Raw genomic sequence first — 25619 nt, 5'->3', positions numbered from 1 at the left:
GGTTTGTGGCAAAAACTCTGCTGTTCGCGTGTTTACCTCTTTGATTGGCTATGATCGAGACAGGCAAAGTCTTCCCACGTCGGACTGTCGTGGCCGCGAAATCGGCTTCCACTTTCATCTAAGACGCTAGTTCTGGCGTAGTGATTTTCGAAGGCAGAGAATGATCATGGCGGACGCGAAAGGCTCTGTTGGTATGAGCCTGAGCCTAGTTGACCGTCATGCCGCGTTGAGCAAGTCTACTCTAAAAATCGACTGCACCGAGGGCAAAACACGGATAGACCTAATGTCAGGATTCATTACAAATAAATGACGGTTGCCGCGAGGGCGCTGGCGGAGAGGAAGACCTTTGAATTTCGAACATAATGTGTTTCCACGCGCCGCCAATCCTAGAGCCTGCCGAACATAATCTCAATACGGTTGCGCCGTTTGTATCGACGCTTGTCATACTTCACAGTAATTTTGCTTTGCTTTCTGCCGGGGATGCAGGCGTGTATCCCCTTGTCATTCAACGCGTCGCGCGGAACCAGTCGGCATCATAACCACGATCCCCGATCAGCCAGTCCACATTTGAAACGCTGCTGAGCAATGCTCGAGCACCGATGTAGTCACTGACTTGACCAGCGGTGACAAAAAAGCTGAGCGGCCGCCCTTGGCTGTCGCAGATAGTATGCAGTTTGGTGTTGATGCCACCATTGGTTCGACCAATCAGACCTACACGCCCCCTTTTTTCAAGGCCATAATGGTCGCGGTACGGTGTGCTTTCAGGTAGGTCGCATCGATCGTCACGGTCTTTTCCTCACCGTGTTCGGTAGCCAAGCAGACCACAATCCGAACGAAGATACCATTCTCGCTCCAACGCTTTCACCGGCTGTAGAGCGTTTTGTGCAGCCCTTATTCCTTGGGGGCGTCACGCTACCGTAAACCATTGCGATTGATGGTGGTAATTACACTCACCACATTCTTGTCAACAACACGTGGTTTTCCATACGCCCTCGGAAAGAAAGGGGAAAGCTTGGCCATCTGCTCGGCCGTGAGCCAAGAAAGGTCGCTCATGCCATAGCTCCGTTTTCGGTGCCGTGAATCCCGCCGCGACCCTTAAATCAATGCATCCTGAATCTAGACCATAAAGACGATGACCTGCCGAAGGAACCGCAGTTCCTTGTGGCGGTGCATAGACGATAAGTTCTTGGAGCCAGTCGGTTAACCGGATCAGAACGCCCAAGCAACTTGGAAATCCCTGGCAAACTAACGTTGCGATCATTGCTGACGACGTATGCACATTGAATTCGCGGTCGTCTGTATCCTGCAATAATGCGTCGGCACCAGTTTCAGAGCGTGGGGTCAACAACCATGTCCATCGAGTGAAAAGCTGCGCTCACTGGTTTGCCTTCCTCCGTTGTTGGACCTTCTGCGGATCTATCAGGTTCGCGTTTTGGTTCGGCGATTTGATGACATCGTGCCTGCCGGGACGTTGTCCGCGATATCCCCGTGCGCGGTTCCATTTTATTTTCTGCAACCCTATCGGCAGCCTTATCTGAGCGAGGAAAGGTTTAAACCGAACGCATTTTGGTGTTTTTCCTTTCCCGTTAGATTTACAGGGTTGGTCCGGCGAGGGATGCTTTCCACATCAAGAACTTGGAAATCGGCCCGGGGCATCATTGCGTCCCGGACCCGTGGAGTTTTTGAAGAGTTGAAGCATCCCGAGCACTACACAGCAACGCCTTTTTAGCGTTTCGGCGAATTCAACCAATTGCTCGCTCGCCCTGCCACTACAATTGGCAGTCCTGTCTTTCTACGATTCTGTCTGCGCTTACAGGATCAGAACTCTTGCCAAATCCGTGTTGAAGACGAATCCCCGACCGCCATCGCCATGGGTTGTTGCCGTGAAACCTCCTCTGACCAGTCTCTGTTATTGCTGTCAGACCCGTGCGGCAGCGAATATGCGTCAGCGCCACGAGTACCATCGATGGTAAAGTGTCGGACCATCTCCGTAAGTCGCTCTGCATCACTTTTGAGCATATGACCTGCAGCTGTGGCTTCCTCGACCATGGCCGCATTTTTTTGTGTGACCTGATCAAGTTGGTTGACGCCCAAGTTTATCTCACCCAATCCCATGGATTGCTCGGCTGCACCTTCTGCAATGTCAGAGACCAGTTTCGAGATATGGGTAACACGCTCCATGATGCTGTTGAGCGCCTCTCCTGTTTTGCCTACCAAAACAACACCTTGTTGGACGTTTTGTGCGCTTTCTCCGATCAGAGACTTGATCTCTCGTGCGGCTTCAGACGAGCGTTGTGCCAATGCCCTGACCTCTGAGGCAACCACCGAAAACCCGCGACCTGCTTCACCCGCGCGCGCTGCTTCAACGCCGGCATTGAGCGCCAGCAGATTTGTCTGGAAAGCAATGTCATCAATTACCGAGATAATCTGGGAAATCGAATTCGAGCTCTGCTCGATCTCGTGCATGGCCTGAATAGCGTTTTGTACAACTTCGCCGCTTTCTTCGGCTTCGGTTTTTGCAATACCCATCGAGTTTTCTACGTTGCGAGCACCTTCGGCGGCAGATTTTACCGAGGCGGTCAACTCATCAAGCGCGGCCGCTGTCTGTTCTAAGGTCGCCGCCTGGCTTTCGGTGCGCTGCGATAGCTCGTCAGAGGCTTGACTGATCTCAACAGAGCCATCGCGGATCGATCCGGCGGCGTCAACAACCTCACCAATTGTGCGCTTCAGCGTAGAAACGGTCGCGTTGAAATCCTGCCGTAATTTTTCGTAACGCCCCGGCATCTCCTCGTCGATTTCTGCATCCAACTGACCCGCCGCAAGGTGTTGCAGACCCTGAGCCAGCGATTGCACAACATCTGCTTGTTCGCCTTGTTCTTTCTGCCGGGCGATTTCCAGATCTTTTTTCTGTTCCAGGCCCTGGCGCAGGGTTTCGACTGACACTGAAATATCGGCTATCTCATCGCGGCGCGACTGAAGATCAATGGGTTCGTCGACATTGCCTGCGGACAGATTTTCAACGACACCACGAAGGGTTCCCAAGGGGCGGCTCACCAACGCCTGAACGGAAAAGAAAATAGTTGAAAGGGTCAATACCAGCAGCAAGAACCCAGTGATTAACTGCTCAACCACACTCCAGCGTACCGGACTTACGAATACGTCTCGCGGGATTTCTAAAACAACAACCCAAGTCTTGTTCATGCCATATGCGGTAAAAGGCAGGAATACACGTGTTGCGCCGCTTGCAAGCCTGGATTGCACTTGTGTTTCGCCCGTTGCCATCGCGGCGCGGTACTCTGCCTGCCCCTCGTCCTCAAAAGGTTTGGTCAGCATGTCCGCATCAGGATGAGCCAGGAATTTACCACCCTGCCCAATGAGCATCACATTGCCACCTTCGTACACCGAAAAGTCGTTCACCAGTTGCGTCAATTCATCCAAAAGAATGTCGACACCAGCAACGCCGATGATCTGGTCTTGGACGAAAACCGGAACAGAAACAGAAGTCAGCAAGCGCCCCGCCTCTGACAGGTAAGGTTCGGTGATCGCGCTTTTTGCGGTGTCAATCGGAAGACGATACCATTCGCCGGTTTCATTTGGGTTGACCGTAAATGTTTCAAAAGTCAGCTCACCCGTTTTGGATTTGGTCCAATAGGGCGTAAACACACCGTCATCATTCCGACCCTCAAGACCCCGAATAAACTGCTCGGTTATGCCGTTTGGAATGCCGCTCATGTAAGATGAAAACACCAGATCGTATCGCTGGGGTACCCCCTTCATCAAATTGATGACCTGATCGGTTGTGGCGTTGCCTTCCGCTACCAACCCCGAAATTGCGCCGCCCAGTGCAGATGCGGCCGAACTTGCCTCAATCAACTCGGTCGAAAGCTTCAGAGCAAGCTCATTGGCATATCCCGTCGCACGGTCTAACACTTCCTCTTCTACTTCCTTGGATTTCTCAAACGCTGCATATGCCGTGAAGCACAGCATCAGTCCGGTGATCGCGACGGTAGTGGCTGCAAGAAGTTTCGCCGAAATTGTCCCAAACCTAACGCCCATATCTAAATCTCAATCCTGTTAGTCTGTTCTTCTCGCCACATCCCATGAATAGTTTAAGGAATGATTGAACGCGCACCTGCGCGGGGCGTTACCCAGGCCTTCGCGCACATGATCCAAAGCGTGTGTCTGCTTGCGTATTCCACTGCGTAAAAAGGATCGAGCGCGCATGTGATGCAGCACTCCGATAGCTTCAATGCCGTTTAGGCCAAACATAACTGTTCTTCATAAGCTGCGCAGCAACGCGCAAGTCGAAGGATACAGGGGGCGGAAGTGATCAGACACGTAAATACAATTTTTATTATTGTCGCTGGTTTGATGCTAATCGGGGCAGGGGCTGCGATGGTGTTCTTCCCGCATGTTTTGCACGCGAAAAATGGCGTAACCCTGATGGATGATCCAAACCTGCTTTCGGAGATCCGAGCGCCAGGTGGCTTCCTACTGGTCGCCGGACAGCTGCTTTGTTTTAGTGCGTTTGCGTATTGGGCGCACCGCATTGCATTAATCTCGATTGGACTGGTCTACTTGCCTTTCGGCATTGCACGCTTTTTCAGCATGTTGGTTGATGGTGTTCCTGCGGCAAGCCTGGTTGGGGTAACCGCAATGGAATTGATTGTGGGCGTTTTGGCTTTTGGTCTTGCGAAGGCCAGCGGTGCCTACAGCAGTGGCTCACGGCCAGCATCCTTATCGATAAAAGCGTAAGCTAATTTCGTACCAGATTTTGGTACCGTCAGTTTTCGCTTCTACGTCTGCGTTGCCAGCGGTTTCCGGACGGACAAAAGCAACCCGCACGCATTTTCTACACCACCTCAGAGTGATTTAGTCAGCGACTTGTTAATGGTCGACCCGTCACGTTGGAGCTTTTCGGATCGTCATGTTCACGACACCCGCCTCGAACCATGCGGCGAAGGCAACACCGAACGGAGCGATCAATGACCGAAGTTACAAATGCCACCCCAAGTCGCTGGAGAGAACTGGTTTCGCGAGAATATCTGCCTTATTCGGTAATTTTCGGCGGGGGTGTTGTTCTGCACGCGATGAATGTGTTTGTCTCGGCCACGATTCTGCCCTCGGTAGTCGCAGAGATTGGGGGTTTGAACTACTATTCGTGGAGCACGACGTTCTTCGTGCTTTTCTCGATTGTGGGTGCGGGCCTCACGTCTCGGGTAAAGAATGCTGTCGGGGCGCGAGGGGCTTATCTGAGCGCGCTCGTGTTGTTTGCATTGGGTACGTCAGCCTGCGCTAGCGCTTGGAATATCAGCATTTTGAATGCGGGGCGCGCGGTGCAAGGTGCAGGCGGCGGCATGCTCTACGCACTTGCCTACACCGTCATTCGTATGGTTTTCCCAAATCGCCTTTGGGCTTTGGCGATTGGTTTCATCACGCTCATGTGGGGCGTTGCCACGCTGCTTGGACCTGCCGTTGGAGGGGTCTTTGCGCAATACGACAACTGGCGTATGGCGTTTTACAGCTTGCTTCCTTTTGCAGCCGTGATTGCCCTGCTTTCGAACCGCTTCATACCGGGCAAACAGCGTGAGGTCGCCCATACACACAAAAAGGAAGCCATTCCCAGCCTGCAATTACTGGCCATGGTTGGTGTCGTTGTTGCAGTTTCTCTGGTAGCTGCTGACCCCACGGATCAGAACCTGTTTTTTGGGCTATTGGCTTGCGGGGTTGCCGGCTTTCTCGGGGTATGGGCAGAGCGTAATCTGCGTGCAAAGTTGATGCCGACCGGGGGCATGTCCTTTCTGTCCCCATTCGGTGCGCTGTACGCCTGCATCGCCTTCCTGTTGATCGGAATGCAGCCCGAGACGTTCGTGCCTTACTTTCTCCAGGTGCTTCATGGGCAATCTCCGCTGGCCGCCGGGTACATCGGCGCATTAATGGCGGTGGGATGGACTTTGGCGTCTGCCATCTCGGCTGGTTATACGGGCAGGAAGGCAGAGCGTACATTGTCCCTTGGCGCTGCGTTCAGTTTTCTGGGACTTCTTGTTCAAACGGTGTTTTTGCCGGAACCGAGCGCGTCGTTTTTGTCGCTCATTCCAATCTGTCTCGGGCTGTTGCTTGTAGGCTTTGGCATTGGTTATTGCTGGCCGCATCTTACGACCAAAATCTACCGCTCTGCCCCTCAGCAAGAGGAAGACCTTGCAGCAAGCGCTATTACAACGGTTCAATTGTTCGCAACGGCTCTTGGCGCGGGGTTGGCGGGCCTTGTGGCAAACCGGTTCGGTATGCAGCAAGCCGACGTCGTAGAAGGGGCGTCCTCGGCTGCGTTCTGGATGAGCTTGATTTTCCTCGTCGCACCGCTGGCAAGTATGTTTTTTGCCGCGCGCGCATCAACACAAACACCCAAAATAAAAGGCGTGAAAGCATGATAGAGACTGTGTCAAATATCCTACCACTCGTGGTCTTGGCTGGCGGACTAGCGAGCTGGGTATCGGTTTCGATCCTAAACAACCTTGCGGCGTTCAATCACGGAAGCTCTTACATTGGATTTATCATGGGGATGTCTGCATTACGCTTGCCAAACACCCCTGACACTCCGTTGATGAAGCGGGCGGTGCACGCCCCTGTCTGGGGTAAGCTGGCCTTGGCGGTCATCTGCATGACCGAGCTGTTGGTTGCGACCCTCTTGTGGTGGGGCTTTGCAACGTTGTCCTGGGACGCTTATGTCGGCACGCCAGTCGAGTCGTCCGAGACGTTGTTGGTTTACGGGTTTTCCGGTTTTATGGTCTTGGGGTTCTTGCTGATGGTCAGTGGGTCATGGTTTGCTTACTATTCACACTTGCCTGAGTCACAATTGACCCACTTTGCCATCGTGGCTGTTGGTGCGTTGGGCCTCAACCTGATTGGGTAGCACTGGCTACGGCCTTTTGGTTCAGCTTGGCACCATGGGATGCGTCTCTTTTTTGCTGGCCTTCGGGCAATGCCTGTCACGTTTACGGGTCGTCGTTCGTCTTTAACTTGCTGAACCAAAAGGACGCTCGTCCGTGCACAACCGATGACGTCCAAAGACGAACACAAAGGCAAAAACAATGCGTCACTGGAATGAGATTCGAACGGTCGCGAAGGTTGCAAAACTTGGCACAATAGCGGGTGCAGCGGACAGTCTTGGGCTTCACCGGGCAACCGTTGCGCGCCATATCGATACGTTGGAGGGATATTTTGGGTCCACACTTTTCCTGAGGCACGCAAAGGGCATGTCCCCAACATCGCTGGGCCTGGAATTGCTTGAAAAGGCGGACTTCAGTGAAACGCAGTTCCTTTCGCTAAAAAAGCTGGCCTCGGCTTCAAACGGCTCGCTTGAGGGGACGCTGACACTTACGTTTCTTGATGACCTCAGCTACCTCGCTCTGCCAGCTTTGACTGAGTTAAAGAAGACAGCGCCGCAGCTGAATGTCAGCGCGCATATCTGTGATCAGCCAATGAAGCTGGAATACGGAGAGGCAGACGTGGCGTTGCGTATGGGCTCTCGACCCTCATACCCTGACTACGTTGTTTCCAGAATTGCCATGTTCGACGTTGGCCTGTTCAGTAAACAAGGGTTCGAGTGGCCCGAGAACTCGGCAGATCTTCCAGACAAAATATTTGTTGCGGCATCCAATAGTGTTCCGGCGTCGAGCTGGGGGGATTGGCTGCGCGCCGCTGTCCCTGCGCGGACAATTGGCATGCGGTGCAACAGCTATCCGGTGCTTTGGAAGGCGGTCCTGTGTGGCTTGGGTGTGGGCTTCGTTCCACGACATCTTGCGGTTGGGCAGGGGATGACCGAAGTCCTTGAACCATGCCGCAGTTGGGCCGAGCCCATTTGGCTGGTTACCCATGTCGATTTGCATCGAACAGCCAAGGTTCAGGCATTTACTTCTGCGCTAAAGTCGGTTGTGGGGCAGCAAGCGCAACCGCCGAGCTAAGCGAAGATGCAGGACAGCCGCGGCCACCAGGACCCCGATGGTGTAGCCGGACATTATCCCCACTGCCCCAAACCCCAACCCCAACCCCAGTCCTGCGGCCAGGGGCAGGGCAATGACCCAATACGACAGAACCGAGATCAGATTAGGCACCGCGTTGTCGGACAATCCCCTTAACACGCCCAGTGCCACAGACTGCAAGCTGTCAGCGTAATGTGTAAATCCGACGAGCAGAAAAAGCGCCAGTGCCAGTGGTCGTGCATCTGAAGAGGTCAATAGTCTGGAAACAAACCACTCACGCGTTGCGAGCAGGAACAAGAAAACAACGAGCGACCAGACAGCCATCCAAGCCATAGTTCCAATCCAAACGCTGGAAATCAGCCGAGTCTGGTTAGCGCCCAAGCACCTTGCCGTTCGGATCGAGGACGCGATCATAAAGCTGATCGGCACCATGTAGAACACAACTCCAACGGAGTGCGCCGCGTGATGTGCAGCAAGCGCCACGGCGCCCAGGGCGCTCATCAACATGCCGCTGAGCGCGTAGGCGGACCCCTCACCCAGGCTTCCCAATGCCACAGGCGCGCCGTCTCTGAGTTGGTCCAAGATGGAGAGCGGGGTCTTTCTGCCACGACTACGAACATGCGCAAGCTGCTTTGAGAGACGCCAATGCGTGATCATCAGCAGTAGCGTCACCAGTTTTGCCAAGGCGCTTGCGATACCGGCACCTGTCAACCCAAGCGCGGGTACAGGTCCAAAGCCATGAATAAACAACAGGTTGAGTGGCACGTTAAGCAAAAGTGCAAGTCCCGAAAACCCAAGCGCGAACCACGGTCTTTCGACCCCGTTATAGATACTCCGAAGTGCTGCCAACATAACGTGCGGAACAATGGCGAAGGCGAGGACTGACCAGTAGCTGGCAAATAGCCTTTTCACAGCACCGTTCGGCGCGAGCCCCTCAAGTACCGGACCCGCCAACAGCATTGCAGCAAGACCCAGTAGAGAGACGAGAAAACCGACACTCATTCCTGTGACCGCAGCGGCCTCGGTAGCCGCCTTCTCGCCCGCCCCCATGCACTTTGCCACATGTACTCCTATGACGGCGACAAACCCCAAAGCGGCTGAATTGATGACGATAAAGGCGCTGGACGCCAATCCGGCAGCGGCAATGGTGTCAGTCCCCAATTCGGCGACCATCATCGCGTCAATCATTGTAAGCAACACGCCCGAGATCATTCCCAGTGCGATTGGTGTCGCGAGTTTTACCACCGCCCACCCTTCGTACAGGCTGGCCGGACCCCAAGCCGCAACTGGGTTGGCTTGGCTAGTTGGTGTGTCGCTCATCTCGAACCTCCACATGTGCAGATTCGAGGTAACGACGCGTTAGCAACAATTGAATGCGCAAGAAGTCAGCAAGCGCGGCGCGAATTTGCTGCGCAGAAGAGCTTCAGCGATTCTTAGAAGTCAAAAGATGTGCGGGTCGTCACACTTTGCTGTCCTTGATCGTCACTAGATTGAAAGACAATGACAAGGAAGTGACAATGACTGACATGGGTACTGATACCGGCAAACCCGTCCAATACGAACAATCCATCGGTGATATTCTGGGGCACCTTGGGGCAACACATGAGTTGATGGCAAAGAAAGGCTTGCCGCATGCACTGTCGCACCTGATCGAGCTGCGGGTTTCACAAATCAATGAATGTGCATTCTGCGTTAAAATGCACAGCACCGATGCCCGCAAAGATGGAGAAACCAGCGAACGTCTGGATCGTCTGGCAGCGTGGCGTCATGCAAGAGAATTCACGCCAGCCGAAAAAGCAGCTTTTGCATGGGCCGAAGCACTGACGTATCTTGCGCGCGACACCGACTATGCGGCGCTGCGGTCGGAGTTGAGAGCGCATTATGACGACCAAATGATCTCATTGATCACGACATGCGTCAGCATGATCAACCTTTGGAACAGAGTACAGGTGTCCAAGTATTGATATGACGGTTCAAGCACGAACAGAGGCATTTGAAAAGGCGCGTCCCCAGTTGATGGGGATCGCCTATCGGTTGCTTGGCTCCGTGGCCGAAGCGGAAGATGCCGTACAAGACACTGCCTACAAGTGGTTCGCTGCAGATGCTGAGCTACCTGACAAACCTGTCGCATGGCTCACTGCAGTTTGCACGAACCGGTGCCTGGATATTCTTAAGTCTGCGCAACGGACCAAGGTCGATTATGTCGGCCCCTGGCTGCCAGAGCAAATCGAGATGGCAACAACTGAAGACGCGGAACACAAGCTGGAAATTGCGTCGTCCTTATCAACTGCGTTTCTTCTTTTGCTTGAAAGGCTGACACCTAAAGAACGCGCGGCGTATCTTTTGCATGATATTTTCAGCATCTCACATCAGGAAATCTCGGAAATGCTGGGTGTCTCGGATGCCAATTCGCGCAAACTGGCGTCCCGTGCCAGACGCTTGGTTGCAGAAGAAAAAGTTCGGTTTGTGCCGTCGCAAAAGCAACAAACGAAACTTCTTGATGAATTTCAGACTGCGTTGCAAACCGGAGATATTGCGCGGTTTGCGGCGGCTCTGAACAAAGACGTGGATCTGCGTGCTGACAGCGGCGGTAAGGTAACCGCAATTCGTCATGTCCTTGAGGGTGCCACGGTTGTTCAGAACTTTATCGCGACCGTGCTGTCACCAGCATGGGACCGCTATACTTACGAAACCCGCATGGTAAACGGCCTTCTTAGCCTTATTGTTTGGGACAAGGGCGAACCGCACGCATTGGTTGCGTTTTCTTACGGGACCGACGCGTCGGTAAAAAGCATATTTATTCTGAGACATCCCGAAAAACTAAAACAAACGCTAGATATAAGGGCGCATGCGCGACCCGATGGAAGCATGTACTTCCATTGAGTGTGGTGCGCACTAATTCACGTTCCGCGACTCTGGACCAAGGAACAAACCTGTTCTGGCCCTACAGGCGAACTTGATGCGCGTCCTTCATGTCGAAGATGACGAAGATATGCCTGCGTTTAGGTTGTATGTGAACTTCGAGCTAACGGAACCGTTTGCCAGAGGCTAACATATAAAGAGGCAGAATAGTTTTGCCCGTTCAAGCCACCTCTCTCTTTTCGCAGATACATGCGAACAGCCAATCTGTAATTTCAGCGGCGTCAGGCTGAAGTCGTTCGGCGATCCCTCCGCTGAATTCAAGGAAGGCATCCGCGTTTAATTGGTTCAGCCCTACCAACACTGGCAGATCGAGTGCAAGCGCATCAGCGATGACGGAACGAAACCCTCCGCCTTCGGCTTCATGTTTGCCAAACTTGTTTACGATTAGGCAGTCGCTGACTGGCAACCTGACCAAGGCCAGTCCGACTGCGGATTCAAGAGCTTCGGGATCTAGCCTGCAACCACGGGCCGCGCGCCCCAGGTTTTGCGAAATACTGACTTTTGGTCCATCGGGTAAAACAAGGACGTCCATGTCACACGGTCCGGCATCAGCGCGCTCTGTGTTGATCTGTGCCGTTCCTGCGGGGCAGTAACCGGTCTGGATGATCGATTGTGCCACCTGATACAGGACAAGGTCGGTGTCGCCCCTGCCCGGGGCCATTGTGTATGCGATGCGCATTTTGGTTCTCATTGATTGTCAAAGGGAAGGAATTCGACCAAGGCCCCTTCGGGAAAATGATCGATTTCGGAAGGAAGAAACGACAAACCGTCAGAGGTCGCCAGAAGCGACACCTGACCCGAGTTCACATTAGATGGGCATTCAACGATATCACGACCATAGCCATCTACGCCGACAATCCGCGCTGCACGGACTTCGCACCGGCCTGCTTTCCGGCTCAAACTGTGCCCAAGAACCACATGACGACGTTCAGGATGAACCTGCGCGTTGCCCGCAAGAGTATTCAGAACGGTTTGGCCGATGACTGACCACGTTACGAAGGCAGATCCGGGATTACCGGGTAGCCCGAGCCAGACAGCATCGCCAATATTACCCAGCGCGACGGGTTTGCCCGGTTTGATTGCGACTCCGGCAAAAAAGATTTCCCCTCGGGCCGCTGTGACCGCGGTGCGTAAATGGTCTTCATCACCGACCGAGACACCGCCGGTTGTGATGATTAAATCCGAGGTCGCAGCCGCCGACTGAAGTGCGCAGCGGATGCTGTCCTTATTGTCATCGACCTTGATGACATTTTGCAAATCGACGTCGGGACGGGACAGCAAAGACTGCAACATCGGCGTGTTCACGTCCCAAATCTGACCGCCTGTCAGATCTTCCGTTCCCGAAGCGGCAACTTCGGACCCCGAGGCAAGCAGGGTTATGCGGATGCGGCTTCGGATATTGACGACCCCATGCCCTGCAGCTGCGGCGGCTGCGATTGCGCCGGGTGTCAACATCATTCCAACAGGCAGGATTTCGGCACCGCGCCGATGTTCTTCCCCTCTCAATCGTATGTTTTCACCGATAGTAGGTCGCCTGTTGATCCGGATCATGTTTCCGAGCCGCTCGACATTTTCTTGCATGATCACGCTGTCAAAAGGGTGTGGAACGGGTGCGCCTGTAAAAATCCGACAGGCATCCGTATCCGCGTAGGGCGTGTCCGCAGCCTGACCCGCTGCGACACGTCCGTTGACGGGCAATAGCCATGGACCATCACCGGCCAAAGCCTTGCTGTTCACCGCATATCCGTCCATTGCAGAATGATCGAAACGGGGCATGTCGGCACGTGCACGCACAGCAGCCGCAAGAACACGTCCGCGGCAGGTGTGGATCGGCGCGCTTTCAGTCCGTGCAACCGGCGTCACATGCTGCAAGACCTGTTGTAAAGCCTGATCGATACTTATCACATCCGAAGCGACCGAAAGGTCATCGCAGCCGCAGCCTGACGAAAGATGTCTTGGAAGATATGTCATAACGAACCTCGGACCCTTACGTTTCTTTTCATGCTTTTGTTGATCTGTCGCTGCCGATATCCGACAGGTGTGATAGGCGCTCGATCCGTGTTGGACCGTCAAGTGCTGGGCCGTCTGTCGTCAGCAGGTCAGAGATGGTGCGCTTCATGACCTTGCCTTGGTGGGCATCACCGGCCGGAGATCTGCGCCAGAGACTTCGGCGGATGCGACGAGGGACTGCACAAATTCCCTGGCCGCGCGGGCCCACGAAGCCTTTTCGATGGCATCGGAAATCTTCTGTTTGACCGCGTCATAAGGCAAGACAGCGCCTTCTGCGACCGCATCCATCTTGATGATGTGCCAGCCATAGCGGGTAAGCACCGGTGCTTCGGTGATGCCCCCTTCTGTCAAATCGCGCAGCGCAGCCTCAAACTCGGGGACGGTGTCGCCCGGGCTCAGTTGACCCAAGGCACCACCGCTTGACTTCGAGCCGCAATCGCTGACGCGGGCAGCAAGGTCGGCAAAGCCTTTCGGGCTTTCCAAAGCCTGCGCCGCCAGATCGATAGCGCGGGCATGTGCCTCTTGGCGCAGGGTTTCGTTCTTGGGATCGCAGGCAATCAATATGTGCGAAACCTCCCACAAAGGTGGGCTGCGAAAGCGAGAGGGGTCTTTTTCCCACTCTGCGCGAACGGACTCCTCTGATGGCGGCGACACAATCACCGCGTCTTCGAGAAGGCCCCTGACCAGGGCCTCCTCATCTGTTTCAAACCGGCCTGGGCCGACCTCTTGAACCTGCGCTTCGATCCCGCGTTTCCGTGCTTCTTGTAGAAGCAAAGTACGCACCGCCAAGGCATTTGCCGCTTTGCGCCATGCAATACCGGGTTTGCCCGTGGGGCCATCATGGTTCTGGGTCTCTGCCGCAATCCTTGCTGACGGCACCGTTTCACCATTGACGACGAGATCAGGAAAAAGCGCGTTCATTGGTATTACTCCGCTGGCTTCGGCATTGCGTCGGACGCGTTTGCGGCTTTGCCTTGTGGCATCTGCGTTTTTCGACCGATGGGTACAGCACCGATATTTGCGGGCAGCACCTCTTTCCGGCGTGAGCGCACCACCTGATACCCGGTCCGGCCCAAGAGATAGCGGAACGGGGCAGCAAAGCCTGACAGGATGTGTACCAGCCGTGTGAATGGAAAGACCGCTATGATCAGCAGACCCAACACCAGGTGTAGCTTGAAGATAAACGCCACATCGGCGATGTAACTTGCCGCAGCGCCATCAAAGGTGAAGATACCCTGCGCCCAAGACATGAACTTGACCATCTCGTGCCCGTCCAGATGGCCAAGCGAAACGAAGATCGTTCCGAGGCCGAGGACAAGTTGCGCGATCAGCATCAACAGGATCGCGTTGTCCCAAAAACTGGAGTTTTTTGCGATCCTTGGATCAGTCCAGCGGCGATGGAACAGCAATACGCCCCCGACCAAAGCGGCAACACCCGCAATGCCACCCGCTACGACCGCAAGCGTTTGCTTTGCGCCATGACTGATGCCGATGGCGTCAAAGATCCAGATCGGTGTCAGAAGACCGACGAGGTGTCCAAAAAAGATCACCAGCACGCCGACGTGAAATAGTACTGAACCGACGATGAGTTGCTTGCGTCGCAACATCTGAGACGACGAAGATTTCCATGTGAACGGGTCACGCTCATAGCGCGCAATTGACCCGAGAATCCCGATCGCCAGCGCGATATAGGGAAAGGTTCCGAACAGAAATTGGTTCATTGCATCCTCCGTCATTCTGCCGCTTGCTGCGGCGCGGGGGTGATGGGTTTATCCATGCGTGCCAGCATGTCGCGTACTTGCGGACAGCCAGCATTGGGATCAGGTCCAAAGCGGACTTCGGATTCTTCCCAAACCTTGTCGAGCGCTTCGAGGTCATTGGGGTCCAACTCTGGCTCCTCCAGCAACTCGGCCACAGCGGCCTTGTCCGCCTTGGCGCCAGACAGCTGTAACAAAGCGGCGAACACGGCACCGTAGGGGCTTTCCCGGCGGTCGAGCCGCGCGTTTAAAGCCTCTAGAATATGGGCCGCGTCCGCCAAGGTTTCCTGTACCTCGGTAAAGGGACGCGTGGACAGGAATTCCAATAGCATGGGCAGATGATCGGGAAGTTCCGAGGTTACCGGGTCGAAACCCGCATCGCGATACATCTCGACCAGCGACACCATCGCGCCCCCCCTGTCCCGGCTTTCGCCATGGACGTGCTCAAAAAGGTTGAGCGACAGGGTGCGCGACCGGTCGAAAAGACCAACATAGGTCTCTTGCAGGTCATAGATGTCGCGCCCGCTCAGATCCCCAACGAGCGGGCGCAACGCCCGACGCGCTGCGGCTGTCAATCGCGTGTCCGAGGCCAGGACGCCTCCGATCTCGGGCATGGCATGCTGCAACTCGCGCGTCGGGTAACTCAGAACCAGAGACAGCGCTTTAAGGGTACGATCCATGGGCATCACATCGCCTCCGGCATTTTCAGGGGTTTCTTTGCTTTGCCGAAAAGCGACGCTTTCGAGGTGCCTGTGGAACATCCGTTTCCGTCCGTAAATCCACAGCCGCCCTTAAGGTCATATGCTTCTTCGACTTGCTCACGATGGGTTGTCGGTATCACGAACCGGTCTTCGTAATCGGCCAGGGCCATGATCTTGTACATGTCCTCGATCACTCGACCGCTAAGCCCTACCCGGGCTGCGATAGCCTCATCAATCACACCGTCGACGGTTTTCGACCGCATGTAAGCGCGCATGGCCATCATGCGTTCAAGCGCGCTGACAACGGGGGCCTCGTCGCCTGCCGTCAGCATATTGGCCAGGTACCGAACGGGGATTCGCAGATCCTGCACGTTAGGCATCATGCCATCCATGCCGATCTTGCCAGCCTCGGCCGCGTTCTGGATCGGGCTGAGTGGCGGGATGTACCAAACCATCGGCAGCGTCCGGTATTCAGGGTGCAGCGGGAAGGCCACTTTCCACTCCATCGCCATCTTCCAGATCGGGCTTTCCTGTGCGGCTTTGATCCAATCCTCGGGAATGCCGTCGGCCCGCGCAGTTTCGATTACCACCGGGTCGAAGGGATCAAGAAAGACGTCCAGTTGCGCGTCATAGAGTTCTTGCTCTGTCGGCGCATTCGCGGCGGTTTCGATCTTGTCGGCGTCATAGAGCATCACGCCAAGATAGCGGATACGCCCAACACAGGTCTCAGAACAGACGGTGGGGTTGCCGCTTTCAATCCGGGGGTAGCACAAGGTGCATTTCTCGGATTTGCCGCTTTCCCAGTTGTAGTAGACTTTCTTGTAAGGGCAGCCGGACACGCACATCCGCCAGCCGCGGCACTTTTCCTGGTCGATCAGAACAATACCGTCTTCCTCACGCTTGTAGATCGCGCCAGACGGGCAGGAGGCAGCACAGGCCGGGTTCAGGCAGTGTTCGCAGAGCCGGGGCAGATACATCATGAAGGTGTTTTCGTACTCTCCGTAGATTTCCTTCTGGATGCCTTCAAAGTTGTAGTCCTCGGACCGCTTCGAGAATTCGCCGCCAAGGATTTCTTCCCAGTTCGGGCCTTTCTCGATCTTTTCGATCCGTTCGCCGGTGATCTTGGAATAGGGGCGCGCCGTTGGGAACGCCTCCATCTCTGGGGCCGACTTCAGGTGGTCGTGGTCGAAATCGAACGGTTCGTAATAATCGTCGATTTCGGGCAGATCCGGGTTGGCGAAGATGTTGGAAAGAATCCGCCACTTTGAGCCCTGTTTCGGCTGCAGCTTGCCGGATTTGGTCCGTTTCCAGCCACCGTTCCACTTGGCCTGGTTTTCCCAGTCGGTCGGATAGCCGGTTCCCGGCTTTGTCTCGACGTTGTTGAACCAGGCGTATTCGACCCCATCCCGTGTGGTCCACACGTTCTTGCAGGTCACTGAGCAGGTGTGGCACCCGATGCATTTATCGAGGTTCAGCACCATGCCGATTTGCGCACGAACTCTCATTCTGCTGCCTCCTTCTGGGTGGCTTCACGGTCGAGCCAGTCGACCTTTTTCATTTTCCTCACGACGACGAATTCATCCCGGTTGCAGCCCACGGTTCCGTAGTAGTTGAAGCCATAAGACTGCTGGGCGTAGCCGCCGATCATGTGGGTGGGTTTCAGAACCGCGCGGGTCACAGAATTGTGGATGCCCCCGCGCTTACCGGTTTTCTCCGAACCTGGCGTGTTCACGATCTTTTCCTGAGCGTGGTACATGAACGTGGTGCCGTCCTTGATCCGTTGGGACACAACGGCCCGGGCTGTCAGCGCACCGTTCACGTTATACAGCTCTACCCAGTCGTTATCGGCGATACCCGCCTTTGCGGCGTCATTCTCTGATATCCAGATCACCGGTCCACCGCGGTTGAGGGTCAGCATCAACAGGTTGTCGGAATAGGTCGAGTGGATGCCCCATTTCTGGTGCGGCGTGATGAAGTTCAGCACCACGTGCGGGCTTCCATCGCGGGCGTCGTGATTGACCTCTTCGGTGATGGTCTTGAGGTCAACTGGTGGTCTGTAAGATACAAAACCTTCGCCGAACGCGCGCATCCACAAGTGATCCTGATAAAGCTGCTGTCGTCCCGTCAGGGTTCGCCACGGGATCAACTCGTGCACGTTGGTGTAGCCCGCGTTATAGCTGACCTTCTCGCTTTCGATGCCCGACCATGTGGGCGACGAGATGATCTTGCGGGGCTGCGCCGCGATATCATGGAAGCGGATCTTCTGGTGGTGTTCGCCCTCGGCCAGATGCGCATGTTCGCGCCCCGTGTTTTCGCCCAGTGCTTCCCAAGCCTTGACGGCAACGTTGCCATTGGTCTCGGGGGCCAGCATCAGGATTACTTCGCAGGCGTCGATCGCAGTTTCGATCTTGGGCCGTCCTTTCGCCGCCCCATCCTGTTTCACACCGTTCAAAGCGGCAAGATTGTCGATCTCTTCCTGGGTGTTCCAAGTGATACCCTTGCCGCCATTGCCCAGTTTATCCATCAACGGGCCAACTGCGGTAAAGCGGTCGTAGATCGCGGTATAGTCACGCTCGACCGCTACATAGGCAGGTGCCGTTTTGCCCGGGATAAGATCGCATTCGCCCTTTTTCCAATCGCGAACCTGATCCTGAGCCAGCTCTGTCGGCATGTCGTGCAGCAGAGGCAGGGCGACGATATCGGTTTCCTTGCCAAGGATTTCCGGCGCCACTTCCTGCACCTTCTTGGCGATGGCCTTGAAGATTTCGAAATCCGATTTGGATTCGTATGCCGGGTCCACGGCTGCCTGTAGCGGGTGGATGAACGGGTGCATGTCCGACGTGTTCAGGTCGTCTTTCTCGTACCAACTGGCTGTTGGCAGAACGATGTCGGCATAAACCGCGGTGGTGGACATACGGAAGTCGATCGTGACCAGCAGGTCCAGTTTTCCTTCCGGGCCTTTTTCATGCCACTTGGCCTCTTTCGGCAGGGCACGACCTTCTTCACCCAGGTCCTTGCCCAGGACGCCGTGCTCTGTGCCAAGCAGGTGTTTCAGGAAGTATTCGTGGCCCTTACCGGAGGAACCAAGCAGGTTCGAACGCCACACGAAAAGGTTGCGCGGCCAGTTTGCCGGATCGTCCGGGTCCTCGCAGGACATTTCCAACTCACCGGACTTGAGCTGCTGGGCAACGTAGGCCGGAATTTCCATTCCCGCGTCTTTTGCCTGCTTTGCCACGTCCAGCGGATTGGTCTTGAGCTGTGGCGCCGACGGCAGCCAGCCCATACGTTCTGCGCGGATGTTATAGTCGATCATGCTAATGTCCCAATCGCCGTCCGGTGCGGTCGGTGAGAGGATCTCTTTCGCCTCAAGCGTCTCATACCGCCACTGATCCGTATGAGCATACCAAGCCGATGTCGCGTTCATGTGCCGCGGCGGGCGGCCCCAGTCGAGCGCAAAGGCCAGCGGCTGCCAACCGGTCTGCGGGCGCAGCTTTTCCTGCCCGACATAATGCGCCCAGCCACCGCCAGACTGACCGACACACCCACACATCACGAGCATATTGATGACGCCGCGATAGTTCATGTCCATGTGGTACCAGTGGTTCATGGCCGCGCCGATGATGACCATAGCTTTGCCCTGCGTCTTTTCGGCAGTGTCGGCAAACTCGCGTGCAACATGAATGATCTTGTCAGCAGATACGCCGGTGATCTTTTCAGCCCATTTTGGCGTGCCGGGGACGTCTTCATCATAAGAGGTCGCCACCCACTCGCCGCCAAACCCGCGATCCACGCCGTAATTCGCGCAGAACAGATCAAAGACCGTGGCGACCAGAACCTCGCCATCGGCTGTTTGAACACGCTTGACCGGGACGTTCTTGGTCAAAACGTCTGGGCGCTGGTCTCCGGTGGTAAAGGCCTCGGTGGCAGCGCCGCCAAAATAGGGGAAGTCCACGCCGCGAATGTCGTCATGATCATCATCAAGAATGAGCGACATCTGAAGCGTGGCATCCTTTCCGGCTGCCTTCTCTTCAAGGTTCCACTCACCCTTTTCGCCCCAGCGATAGCCGATGGCCCCGTTGGGTGACACTAGCGTGCCGCTTTGTTCATCAATGGCGACGGTCTTCCATTCGGGGTTATTTTCTTCGCCCAGTTTGCCATCAAGGTCATCGGCCCGCAGGAAGCGGCCGGGAACAAGATTACCGCCTTTTTCGTCCAGACGAACCAGCATGGGCATGTCGGAATACTTGCGGCAGTATTCCTCAAAATACTCGGCCTGGCGGTCGATGTGGAACTCGCGCAGGATGACGTGGCCGAATGCCATTGCCAGCGCCGCGTCCGTACCCTGTTTCACGTTCAGCCAGACATCGGCGAATTTGGACGCCTCCGAATAGTCGGGGCAGATCACCGCCGACTTGGTGCCCTTGTATCGCACCTCGGTATAGAAGTGGGCATCCGGTGTCCGGGTCTGTGGTACGTTGGAACCCCAGAGCAGCAGGTAGCTGGAGTTGTACCAATCCGCGCTTTCCGGAACGTCCGTTTGCTCGCCCCATGTCATCGGCGAGGCTGGCGGCAGGTCGCAGTACCAGTCGTAGAAGGACATGCAGACGCCACCCATCAGGCTCAGATAGCGCGATCCCGCCGCGTAAGAGACCATGGACATGGCCGGGATGGGCGAAAAGCCGAAAATCCGGTCAGGGCCATAGGTTTTGGCGGTGTAGGCGTTGGCAGCCGCGACAATCTCGGTCGCTTCGTCCCAGGTGGCGCGGACAAAACCGCCTGAACCACGCTTGGAGGTATAGCTGCTGCGCAGGATCGGGTCATTCTGGATCGCGGTCCAGGCTTCGATTGGTGTCTTGGTCTTACGCATCTCGCGCCAGACTTTCATGAGCCGCCCGCGGATGAGCGGGTTTTTCACCCGGTTCGCAGAATACAGATACCAGCTGTAGGACGCACCCCGTGCACAGCCGCGCGGTTCGTGGTTCGGTAAATCGGGACGCGTGCGGGGATAGTCGGTTTGCTGCGTCTCCCAGGTTACGATCCCGGATTTGACGTAGATCTTCCAGCTGCACGATCCGGTGCAGTTCACCCCGTGGGTCGAACGGACGACCTTATCGTGGCGCCAGCGGTTTCTGTATGTATCTTCCCAGCCACGGTCTTCGTTCGTGACCTGACCGTGGCCGTTGGCGAACTCTTCCAGTTTGTTGGACTGAAGAAAGTTCAATCTGTCGAGCAGGTGGCTCATGGATTTGTCTCCTAGTGGCTACCCCTTGCGCGGGCAGATCCGGCGCAAGGGCTTGGTCAATGGATCAGCAGGGAACAGGCGCGTTTTTGCGGCTGTAGACGGCCCAGGTAATCACGGCGCAGAGCGCGTAGAACCCGAGGAAAGCCCACAAAGCGCCATGCGGTGCACCCGTCAGCGCGATCGAGGTGCCATAGCTTTTCGGAATGAAGAAAGCTCCGTATGCCGCGATTGCTGAGGTGAAGGCGATGATTGCTGCGCTCTCACGCTCGATGGCCCTCTGCATGTTGGTTGTTTCAAGCTCGGGCAACAGGCGTGGGATTTCCTGTTTCATGATCGACGGGATCATCTGGAAGGTCGAGGCGTTGCCCACACCGGTCAGGAAGAACAGCGCCATGAAGCAGGCAAAGAAGCCCCAGAAGTTGCCATCTGCCGCTTCGGGTGTGGATGGCAGGAACTGCAGCACACCAAATACGGCGACGATCATGCCCAAGAACACCCAAAAGGTCACGCGCCCACCGCCGAACTTGTCAGAAATCCAGCCGGTTGCCGCGCGGCTCAGCGCGCCGACAAGCGGGCCAAGAAAGGCATAGGACAGCACGTCAACATCGGGAAATTGGGTTTTCATCAGCAGGGGGAAGCCCGCAGCATAACCGATAAACGAACCGAATGTCCCGGTGTAGAGAATACACATAATCCAGTTCTGGCGGCGTTTCAGGATCGACAGCTGATCACTGAGCGACGCTTTCGCATCAGCGATGTCATTCATGCCGAACCATGCGGCGATTGCACCTACAAGCAGGAACGGCACCCAGATGAAGCCCGCGTTTTGGATAAAGAGCTGGCCACCATCGGACAGTTGCTGTGGCTCACCACCAATCGCGCCAAAGACGCCCACGGTGATCACGACAGGGACGACGAACTGCATCACCGACACGCCGAGGTTGCCCAGGCCCGCGTTCATCGCCAACGCCTGTCCTTTTACCTTTTTCGGGTAGAAGTAGGCGATATTCGCCATTGAAGAGGCAAAGTTACCACCCCCAAAGCCGCAGAGCAACGCCAGGATCAGGAATGTGGCATAAGGTGTTTCGGGATTCTGGACTGCAAAGCCGATGCCCAGTGCCGGCAGCAACAGCGATGCGGTTGAAATCGCGGTCCACTTCCGTCCACCAAAAATCGGGATCATGAAGCTGTAGAAGATGCGCAGCGTAGCGCCCGACAGACCCGGAAGCGCGGCCAGCCAGAACCGTTGTGAAACCGTGAAGTCAAAGCCGATGGCTGGCATCTTGGCCACGACGACCGACCACACCATCCAGACCGAAAAGGCCATAAGCAGGTTCGGGATCGAGATCCAGAGGTTACGGGTTGCGATGGCCTTGCCCTTTTCCGCCCAGAACTGGGGGTCTTCGGGGCGCCAGTCCGTCAGGACGTGGCGGCTGTTGCCATTTGAGGTGTCAGAGATCGCCATGGGTAAAACCTCCCGTATTGGCGTTTCGGGGGGCCGGCCAAGCGTGTCGCTCAGCCAGCCATACATTCATTCAGCCGGTTGTTGGCCACTGTCCGGGCCAAGCCGGGCCAACGCGGTCTTGAGATCGTCAAGATCCTTGAAGCGGGCGGTGACCGTCAGACCGTTGCCTTTCTCGGCCAGTGCGACCTTTTGAGAGCCTTCGAAGATCAACGCGAGTTGTGCTTCGGCCTCTTGCTTACGCTTGGCCTCGGACGCGATGGCCTGGTCTACGGAACTGAGGACATACTCTTCATCGAAGCCACCTTCCGGTTCCTTGAGCCAGACCCAGCAGACAACCCACGAGATCAGCGCGCCAGTTGCGATGATGAAGAAGAAAGTCTGCGTATCGACGAAGGTGAAGATAAAGAGGTAGAAAACCGCCCCGACGTTGCCGTATGCACCAGCCATGCCCGCGATCTGGCCAGTCACCCGGCGTTTGATCGAAGGGATGATCCCGAAGGTTGCGCCTTCGGCCCCTTGTACGAAGAACGAGCACGCAATGGTGATTGCGATCGCGATGATCAGCGGCCATGAGCTGTTCAGCAACCCCATCAACGCAAAGCCGATGGCGATACCCAGCATATAGGCCAGCATCACGAAACGGCGGTTGCCCATGCGGTCCGACACCAGGCCGCCCATAGGACGGGCCACGAGGTTGATGAACGCGAAGGATGCCGCAATCAGACCCGCAACCACAGGTGTCAGCCCCCAGGTCTCCTGAAAGAACATCGGCAGCATCGAGACAACAGCAAGTTCTGCACCAAAGTTGGCGAAGTATGTGGTGTTGAGCGCAGCCACCGAGCTGAACGGGTAGCGGTCATCCTCGGGTACGCCCCGGCGCAGGATCGGCAGGTTGGTGCGCAGCACTTGCCACACCTGGTAGACCACCAGGGTTACGACAGCGGCATAGCAGATCGCTGCAACAAAGCCGTCAATATACCCCATCATCTGCACACGGTAGATCAGGATCGACAGGATACCGATCAATGGCACAGTGAAGACCACGAGCATCACGAGGTCTTTGTAGGTCGAAACCTCAAGAGCCGAGCCTTTGGCTTTTTTATGCGTGTCCGGGTTCGGGCCATCGGTGATGGCGAACCAGTAAAACACACCATAAGCGGCCATAATGATACCCGACATGGCAATGGCATAGCGCCAGCCGTCATCGCCACCGAACATGTTCAGTGCAATGGTCGGAATGGTCAGCGCCGCAGCGGCTGAACCAAAGTTACCCCAACCGGCGTAGAACCCTTCGGCAAAACCGATGTCGCGGGGTTTGAACCACAGCGCAGTCATGTGAATGCCGACGACGAACCCCGCCCCAACCGAGGACATGATCAGACGCGAGATAAACAGCTGCATTTTGGTGTCGCCAAACGCGAAGAAAAGCGTTGGCGCGGCCATAACCACCATCAGGATCGAGAACACCCGGCGCGGCCCGTATTTATCGAGCGCGAGGCCGACAAGGATGCGGGCCGGGATCGTCAATGCCACGTTGGCAATGGCGAAAAGCTTGATGTCATCCCGGGTCAACCAATCATTGGCGGCCAGCATCGACGAGGCCAGCGGTGCCATGTTGAACCAGACATAGAAGGTAATGAAGAACGCGATCCAGGTCAGGTGTAGCGCCCGAATCGAGCGGTCCTGGACGTTAAAGAGTGTTGAGATTTTCATCGCTGTTTTCCCCGGGCTCTATTCGGCCGCCTGCATCGAAGATGCGGGGACGTGAGTTGGAATAATGAGGATCGGGCATTTTGCGCGGCGGGCGAGGAAGGCCGACACTGACCCGAACGTCATGTGGTCGAATTCCTCGGCGATGGCATCAAGTTTGCGCGTGATGAAACCTAATGCACCTCCATCGGCCTGATGCGAATGGCGCGCCATGACCAATAGATCTGGCTGACGTTCTTCTGTCGCGCGCAGGATCATCTTGCGTGCATCGCCTTCGGCAAGCATGACTTTTGCTTCATAGCCTGCAGCCATCAATTCAGCGGCCGCAGCCTCCGCGCCGGCTTTTTGTTCCTGATACTGTTCTGTGAATAGCTCGTCCGCGCCTGAAGTTGCGCTACCGATATCTTCCACAACCGAGACCAGCGTAACGCTGGGTTTCAACGGCCCGAACATCTGCTGAATTGCGTCGAGCGCAATCCGCGCGTTGCGCGAATGGTCATACGCAAGCATGATTTCCATAGGTCCCTCCGTTCTCGCACGCCCGGAAATGGGCGCTTGCGTGTCGGGACCTGATTGAACGCCTTAGAGTGAAACTTTCTTGATCTGTATCAAGATGGATTGGGTAACAGATTGAAATAAATGACGAAACTAAATTTGTCATTTCGACTGCAGTGCAGCATCAATTTGATAGGCAAAGATTTCCAACTTGTTATTTGACATTTATCAAGTCACAATGCGAGAAATATTATAAGGAGGCAGCTAGGTGTTTTTGGGGATGCCCGAGCCAGACTATCCGGACATTCGGAGCCTGCATTTGTTCGCAGAGATGAGCGGCGAATACTTCACGGCGCTTATGAGGGGTGCCTATGTTCAGAACTTCCCACCGCAGGTCGACCTAATCGAAGAAGGCGACCCAAGCGACTTTCTGCATGTTGTCTTATCTGGTTCAGTCGAGCTTTACTCAAGCTGGAACAATCGGGAAACCTCGGTGGCGACCGTGCGTCCTGTTTCAACATTTATTCTTGCGGCCACCATTAAAGACGCGCCGTACCTCATGTCCGCGCGTACGCTTGAGAAAAGTCGTATCGCCATGATCCCAAGCCAGGATGTGCGGGCCGTGTTTGATGTCGACGCCCATTTCGCACGCGCGATCGTTACGGAATTGGCGCAGTGCTACCGATCTGTCGTCAAAAATACCAAGGATCTGAAGTTGCGTACGTCCCTTGAGCGGTTGGCAAATTATCTGCTGCGCCAGCAAAAGCGCGAAAATGGCGACGCCGAATTCCAACTTCCGATCGAAAAGCGCCGACTCGCCTCTCTGCTGGGTATGACACCGGAAAATCTGAGCCGGTCCATCAAAAGCCTGCAATCCTACGGTGTGAGTGTGAACGGCAACCATGTGACGATCTCAGACCAAAAGGATTTGGAGAAGTTCGCAAAACCCAGTCCTCTCATCGATGACTATTCAACTTAAGAGAACCATATGTCTGAAAAAATGCCCGGCGCTGCCGGAGATCTTGCTGCGCAAAACCCCGAGATTTGGAACGCGTATTCGGCCCTAGGGAAAGCTACCGCTGAGTGCGGACCTCTGACAGATCGGGAAAAGCGCCTTGTGAAACTGGCTTTGGCAATTGGTGCAGGCTCAGAAGGTGCGGTTCATTCCCACACCCGCCGCGCAAAATCCGAAGGTATCGAAGACAGCGCGATCATGCAGGTTGCAATGCTTGCAATCGGCCCTCTCGGGCTTCCCCGCGCGGTTGCTGCCAAGACATGGATTGAGGATGTCGCCTGACGAATTTGGTCCAGCGCCTGTAGGAGCCGGGGAGAGAGGAT

Annotated in this window: 20 protein-coding genes and 1 pseudogene; 8 read left to right on the top strand and 13 right to left on the bottom strand. The window is 55.6% G+C overall.

What is annotated here, in order from left to right:
• Positions 1-296 precede the first annotated feature (296 nt).
• Together ACXAET_RS17900 and ACXAET_RS17895 are read right to left on the bottom strand one after the other, a co-directional pair.
• A pseudogene (locus ACXAET_RS17900) lies at positions 297-1053 on the bottom strand (IS5 family transposase).
• Between the two features lie 765 nt (positions 1054-1818).
• On the bottom strand, positions 1819-4056 hold the full coding sequence (locus tag ACXAET_RS17895; protein ID WP_475188113.1) for a methyl-accepting chemotaxis protein: 2238 nt from the start codon (positions 4054-4056) through the stop codon (positions 1819-1821).
• Between the two features lie 270 nt (positions 4057-4326).
• Here ACXAET_RS17895 and ACXAET_RS17890 point away from each other — a divergent pair, with 270 nt between their 5' ends.
• From ACXAET_RS17890 to ACXAET_RS17875, 4 genes are all read left to right on the top strand, one after another.
• On the top strand, positions 4327-4755 hold the full coding sequence (locus ACXAET_RS17890; RefSeq protein WP_475188111.1) for a DUF4345 domain-containing protein: 429 nt from the start codon (positions 4327-4329) through the stop codon (positions 4753-4755).
• Positions 4756-4985: 230 nt separating this feature from the next.
• Positions 4986-6428, top strand: a complete 1443-nt coding sequence (locus ACXAET_RS17885) for an MFS transporter (RefSeq protein ID WP_475188109.1) — start codon at positions 4986-4988, stop codon at positions 6426-6428.
• Complete coding sequence (locus ACXAET_RS17880; RefSeq protein WP_475188108.1) at positions 6425-6910, top strand: DUF2165 family protein; 486 nt, start codon at positions 6425-6427, stop codon at positions 6908-6910. Before ACXAET_RS17885 ends, ACXAET_RS17880 begins: the two co-directional genes overlap by 4 nt.
• Before the next feature lie 178 nt (positions 6911-7088).
• Positions 7089-7961: a LysR family transcriptional regulator gene (locus ACXAET_RS17875; protein ID WP_475188106.1), complete on the top strand. Its 873-nt coding sequence runs from the start codon at positions 7089-7091 to the stop codon at positions 7959-7961.
• Here ACXAET_RS17875 and ACXAET_RS17870 read toward each other — a convergent pair.
• Positions 7920-9299, bottom strand: a complete 1380-nt coding sequence (locus tag ACXAET_RS17870) for an MATE family efflux transporter (protein ID WP_475188105.1) — start codon at positions 9297-9299, stop codon at positions 7920-7922. The two genes, ACXAET_RS17875 and ACXAET_RS17870, sit on opposite strands and share 42 nt — an antisense overlap.
• A gap of 197 nt (positions 9300-9496) precedes the next feature.
• Between ACXAET_RS17870 and ACXAET_RS17865 the strand changes: the two genes are divergently transcribed.
• Complete coding sequence (locus ACXAET_RS17865) at positions 9497-9943, top strand: carboxymuconolactone decarboxylase family protein (RefSeq protein ID WP_475188104.1); 447 nt, start codon at positions 9497-9499, stop codon at positions 9941-9943.
• A 1-nt stretch (position 9944) separates the two neighbouring features.
• A complete protein-coding gene (locus ACXAET_RS17860; RefSeq protein WP_475188102.1) occupies positions 9945-10862 on the top strand; it encodes a sigma-70 family RNA polymerase sigma factor in 918 nt (305 codons plus the stop codon).
• 199 nt (positions 10863-11061) lie between these two features.
• Here the strand turns inward: ACXAET_RS17860 and ACXAET_RS17855 are convergent, their stop codons facing one another.
• The 10 genes from ACXAET_RS17855 to ACXAET_RS17810 form a co-directional block, all read right to left on the bottom strand.
• A complete protein-coding gene (locus ACXAET_RS17855) occupies positions 11062-11580 on the bottom strand; it encodes a DUF2478 domain-containing protein (RefSeq protein ID WP_475188101.1) in 519 nt (172 codons plus the stop codon).
• 8 nt (positions 11581-11588) lie between these two features.
• Positions 11589-12872 carry a molybdopterin molybdotransferase MoeA gene (locus tag ACXAET_RS17850; RefSeq protein ID WP_475188100.1) on the bottom strand — a complete coding sequence of 428 codons (1284 nt, stop codon included), beginning with the start codon at positions 12870-12872 and terminating at the stop codon, positions 11589-11591.
• Between the two features lie 144 nt (positions 12873-13016).
• Positions 13017-13832 carry a peptidylprolyl isomerase gene (locus tag ACXAET_RS17845; protein ID WP_475188097.1) on the bottom strand — a complete coding sequence of 272 codons (816 nt, stop codon included), beginning with the start codon at positions 13830-13832 and terminating at the stop codon, positions 13017-13019.
• Positions 13833-13837: 5 nt separating this feature from the next.
• The gene (gene narI, locus ACXAET_RS17840; protein ID WP_475188095.1) at positions 13838-14632 is read right to left on the bottom strand and encodes a respiratory nitrate reductase subunit gamma; all 795 of its coding nucleotides are present in this window, start codon (positions 14630-14632) and stop codon (positions 13838-13840) included.
• Between the two features lie 11 nt (positions 14633-14643).
• Entirely contained in the window at positions 14644-15348 is a 705-nt protein-coding gene (gene narJ / locus ACXAET_RS17835) for a nitrate reductase molybdenum cofactor assembly chaperone (protein WP_475188452.1), read from the bottom strand.
• A gap of 5 nt (positions 15349-15353) precedes the next feature.
• Positions 15354-16874 carry a nitrate reductase subunit beta gene (gene narH, locus ACXAET_RS17830; RefSeq protein WP_475188093.1) on the bottom strand — a complete coding sequence of 507 codons (1521 nt, stop codon included), beginning with the start codon at positions 16872-16874 and terminating at the stop codon, positions 15354-15356.
• Complete coding sequence (locus ACXAET_RS17825) at positions 16871-20611, bottom strand: nitrate reductase subunit alpha (protein WP_475188091.1); 3741 nt, start codon at positions 20609-20611, stop codon at positions 16871-16873. The genes narH and ACXAET_RS17825 overlap by 4 nt, the downstream gene beginning before the upstream one ends.
• 64 nt (positions 20612-20675) lie before the next feature.
• Positions 20676-22076: a NarK family nitrate/nitrite MFS transporter gene (locus tag ACXAET_RS17820; RefSeq protein WP_475188089.1), complete on the bottom strand. Its 1401-nt coding sequence runs from the start codon at positions 22074-22076 to the stop codon at positions 20676-20678.
• Between the two features lie 66 nt (positions 22077-22142).
• Positions 22143-23789, bottom strand: coding sequence for an MFS transporter (locus ACXAET_RS17815; RefSeq protein ID WP_475188087.1), 1647 nt, complete (start codon positions 23787-23789; stop codon positions 22143-22145).
• A gap of 18 nt (positions 23790-23807) precedes the next feature.
• A complete protein-coding gene (locus tag ACXAET_RS17810) occupies positions 23808-24305 on the bottom strand; it encodes a universal stress protein (protein ID WP_068333488.1) in 498 nt (165 codons plus the stop codon).
• Positions 24306-24561: 256 nt separating this feature from the next.
• Here ACXAET_RS17810 and ACXAET_RS17805 point away from each other — a divergent pair, with 256 nt between their 5' ends.
• Both ACXAET_RS17805 and ACXAET_RS17800 read left to right on the top strand, forming a co-directional pair.
• Positions 24562-25260, top strand: a complete 699-nt coding sequence (locus ACXAET_RS17805; protein ID WP_475188086.1) for a cyclic nucleotide-binding domain-containing protein — start codon at positions 24562-24564, stop codon at positions 25258-25260.
• Between the two features lie 9 nt (positions 25261-25269).
• A complete protein-coding gene (locus tag ACXAET_RS17800) occupies positions 25270-25578 on the top strand; it encodes a carboxymuconolactone decarboxylase family protein (RefSeq protein ID WP_475188085.1) in 309 nt (102 codons plus the stop codon).
• Positions 25579-25619 lie beyond the last annotated feature (41 nt).

Source organism: Ruegeria sp. AWH4_226 (genome assembly GCF_056159225.1).
Note: the sequence above shows the minus strand (reverse complement) of the source record. Positions and strands in the feature narration are given on the sequence as shown.

Coding starts and splice junctions, on each gene's coding strand:
- ACXAET_RS17860 (WP_475188102.1), top strand. CDS start 9,945: ATGACGGTTCAAGCACGAACAGAGGCATTTGAAAAGGCGCGTCCCCAG.
- ACXAET_RS17865 (WP_475188104.1), top strand. CDS start 9,497: ATGACTGACATGGGTACTGATACCGGCAAACCCGTCCAATACGAACAA.
- narI (WP_475188095.1), bottom strand. CDS start 14,632: ATGAACCAATTTCTGTTCGGAACCTTTCCCTATATCGCGCTGGCGATC.
- ACXAET_RS17815 (WP_475188087.1), bottom strand. CDS start 23,789: ATGAAAATCTCAACACTCTTTAACGTCCAGGACCGCTCGATTCGGGCG.
- ACXAET_RS17855 (WP_475188101.1), bottom strand. CDS start 11,580: ATGCGCATCGCATACACAATGGCCCCGGGCAGGGGCGACACCGACCTT.
- ACXAET_RS17805 (WP_475188086.1), top strand. CDS start 24,562: ATGCCCGAGCCAGACTATCCGGACATTCGGAGCCTGCATTTGTTCGCA.
- ACXAET_RS17820 (WP_475188089.1), bottom strand. CDS start 22,076: ATGGCGATCTCTGACACCTCAAATGGCAACAGCCGCCACGTCCTGACG.
- ACXAET_RS17825 (WP_475188091.1), bottom strand. CDS start 20,611: ATGAGCCACCTGCTCGACAGATTGAACTTTCTTCAGTCCAACAAACTG.
- ACXAET_RS17875 (WP_475188106.1), top strand. CDS start 7,089: ATGCGTCACTGGAATGAGATTCGAACGGTCGCGAAGGTTGCAAAACTT.
- ACXAET_RS17800 (WP_475188085.1), top strand. CDS start 25,270: ATGTCTGAAAAAATGCCCGGCGCTGCCGGAGATCTTGCTGCGCAAAAC.
- ACXAET_RS17885 (WP_475188109.1), top strand. CDS start 4,986: ATGACCGAAGTTACAAATGCCACCCCAAGTCGCTGGAGAGAACTGGTT.
- narJ (WP_475188452.1), bottom strand. CDS start 15,348: ATGGATCGTACCCTTAAAGCGCTGTCTCTGGTTCTGAGTTACCCGACG.
- ACXAET_RS17870 (WP_475188105.1), bottom strand. CDS start 9,299: ATGAGCGACACACCAACTAGCCAAGCCAACCCAGTTGCGGCTTGGGGT.
- ACXAET_RS17845 (WP_475188097.1), bottom strand. CDS start 13,832: ATGAACGCGCTTTTTCCTGATCTCGTCGTCAATGGTGAAACGGTGCCG.
- ACXAET_RS17850 (WP_475188100.1), bottom strand. CDS start 12,872: ATGACATATCTTCCAAGACATCTTTCGTCAGGCTGCGGCTGCGATGAC.
- ACXAET_RS17895 (WP_475188113.1), bottom strand. CDS start 4,056: ATGGGCGTTAGGTTTGGGACAATTTCGGCGAAACTTCTTGCAGCCACT.
- ACXAET_RS17880 (WP_475188108.1), top strand. CDS start 6,425: ATGATAGAGACTGTGTCAAATATCCTACCACTCGTGGTCTTGGCTGGC.
- ACXAET_RS17810 (WP_068333488.1), bottom strand. CDS start 24,305: ATGGAAATCATGCTTGCGTATGACCATTCGCGCAACGCGCGGATTGCG.
- narH (WP_475188093.1), bottom strand. CDS start 16,874: ATGAGAGTTCGTGCGCAAATCGGCATGGTGCTGAACCTCGATAAATGC.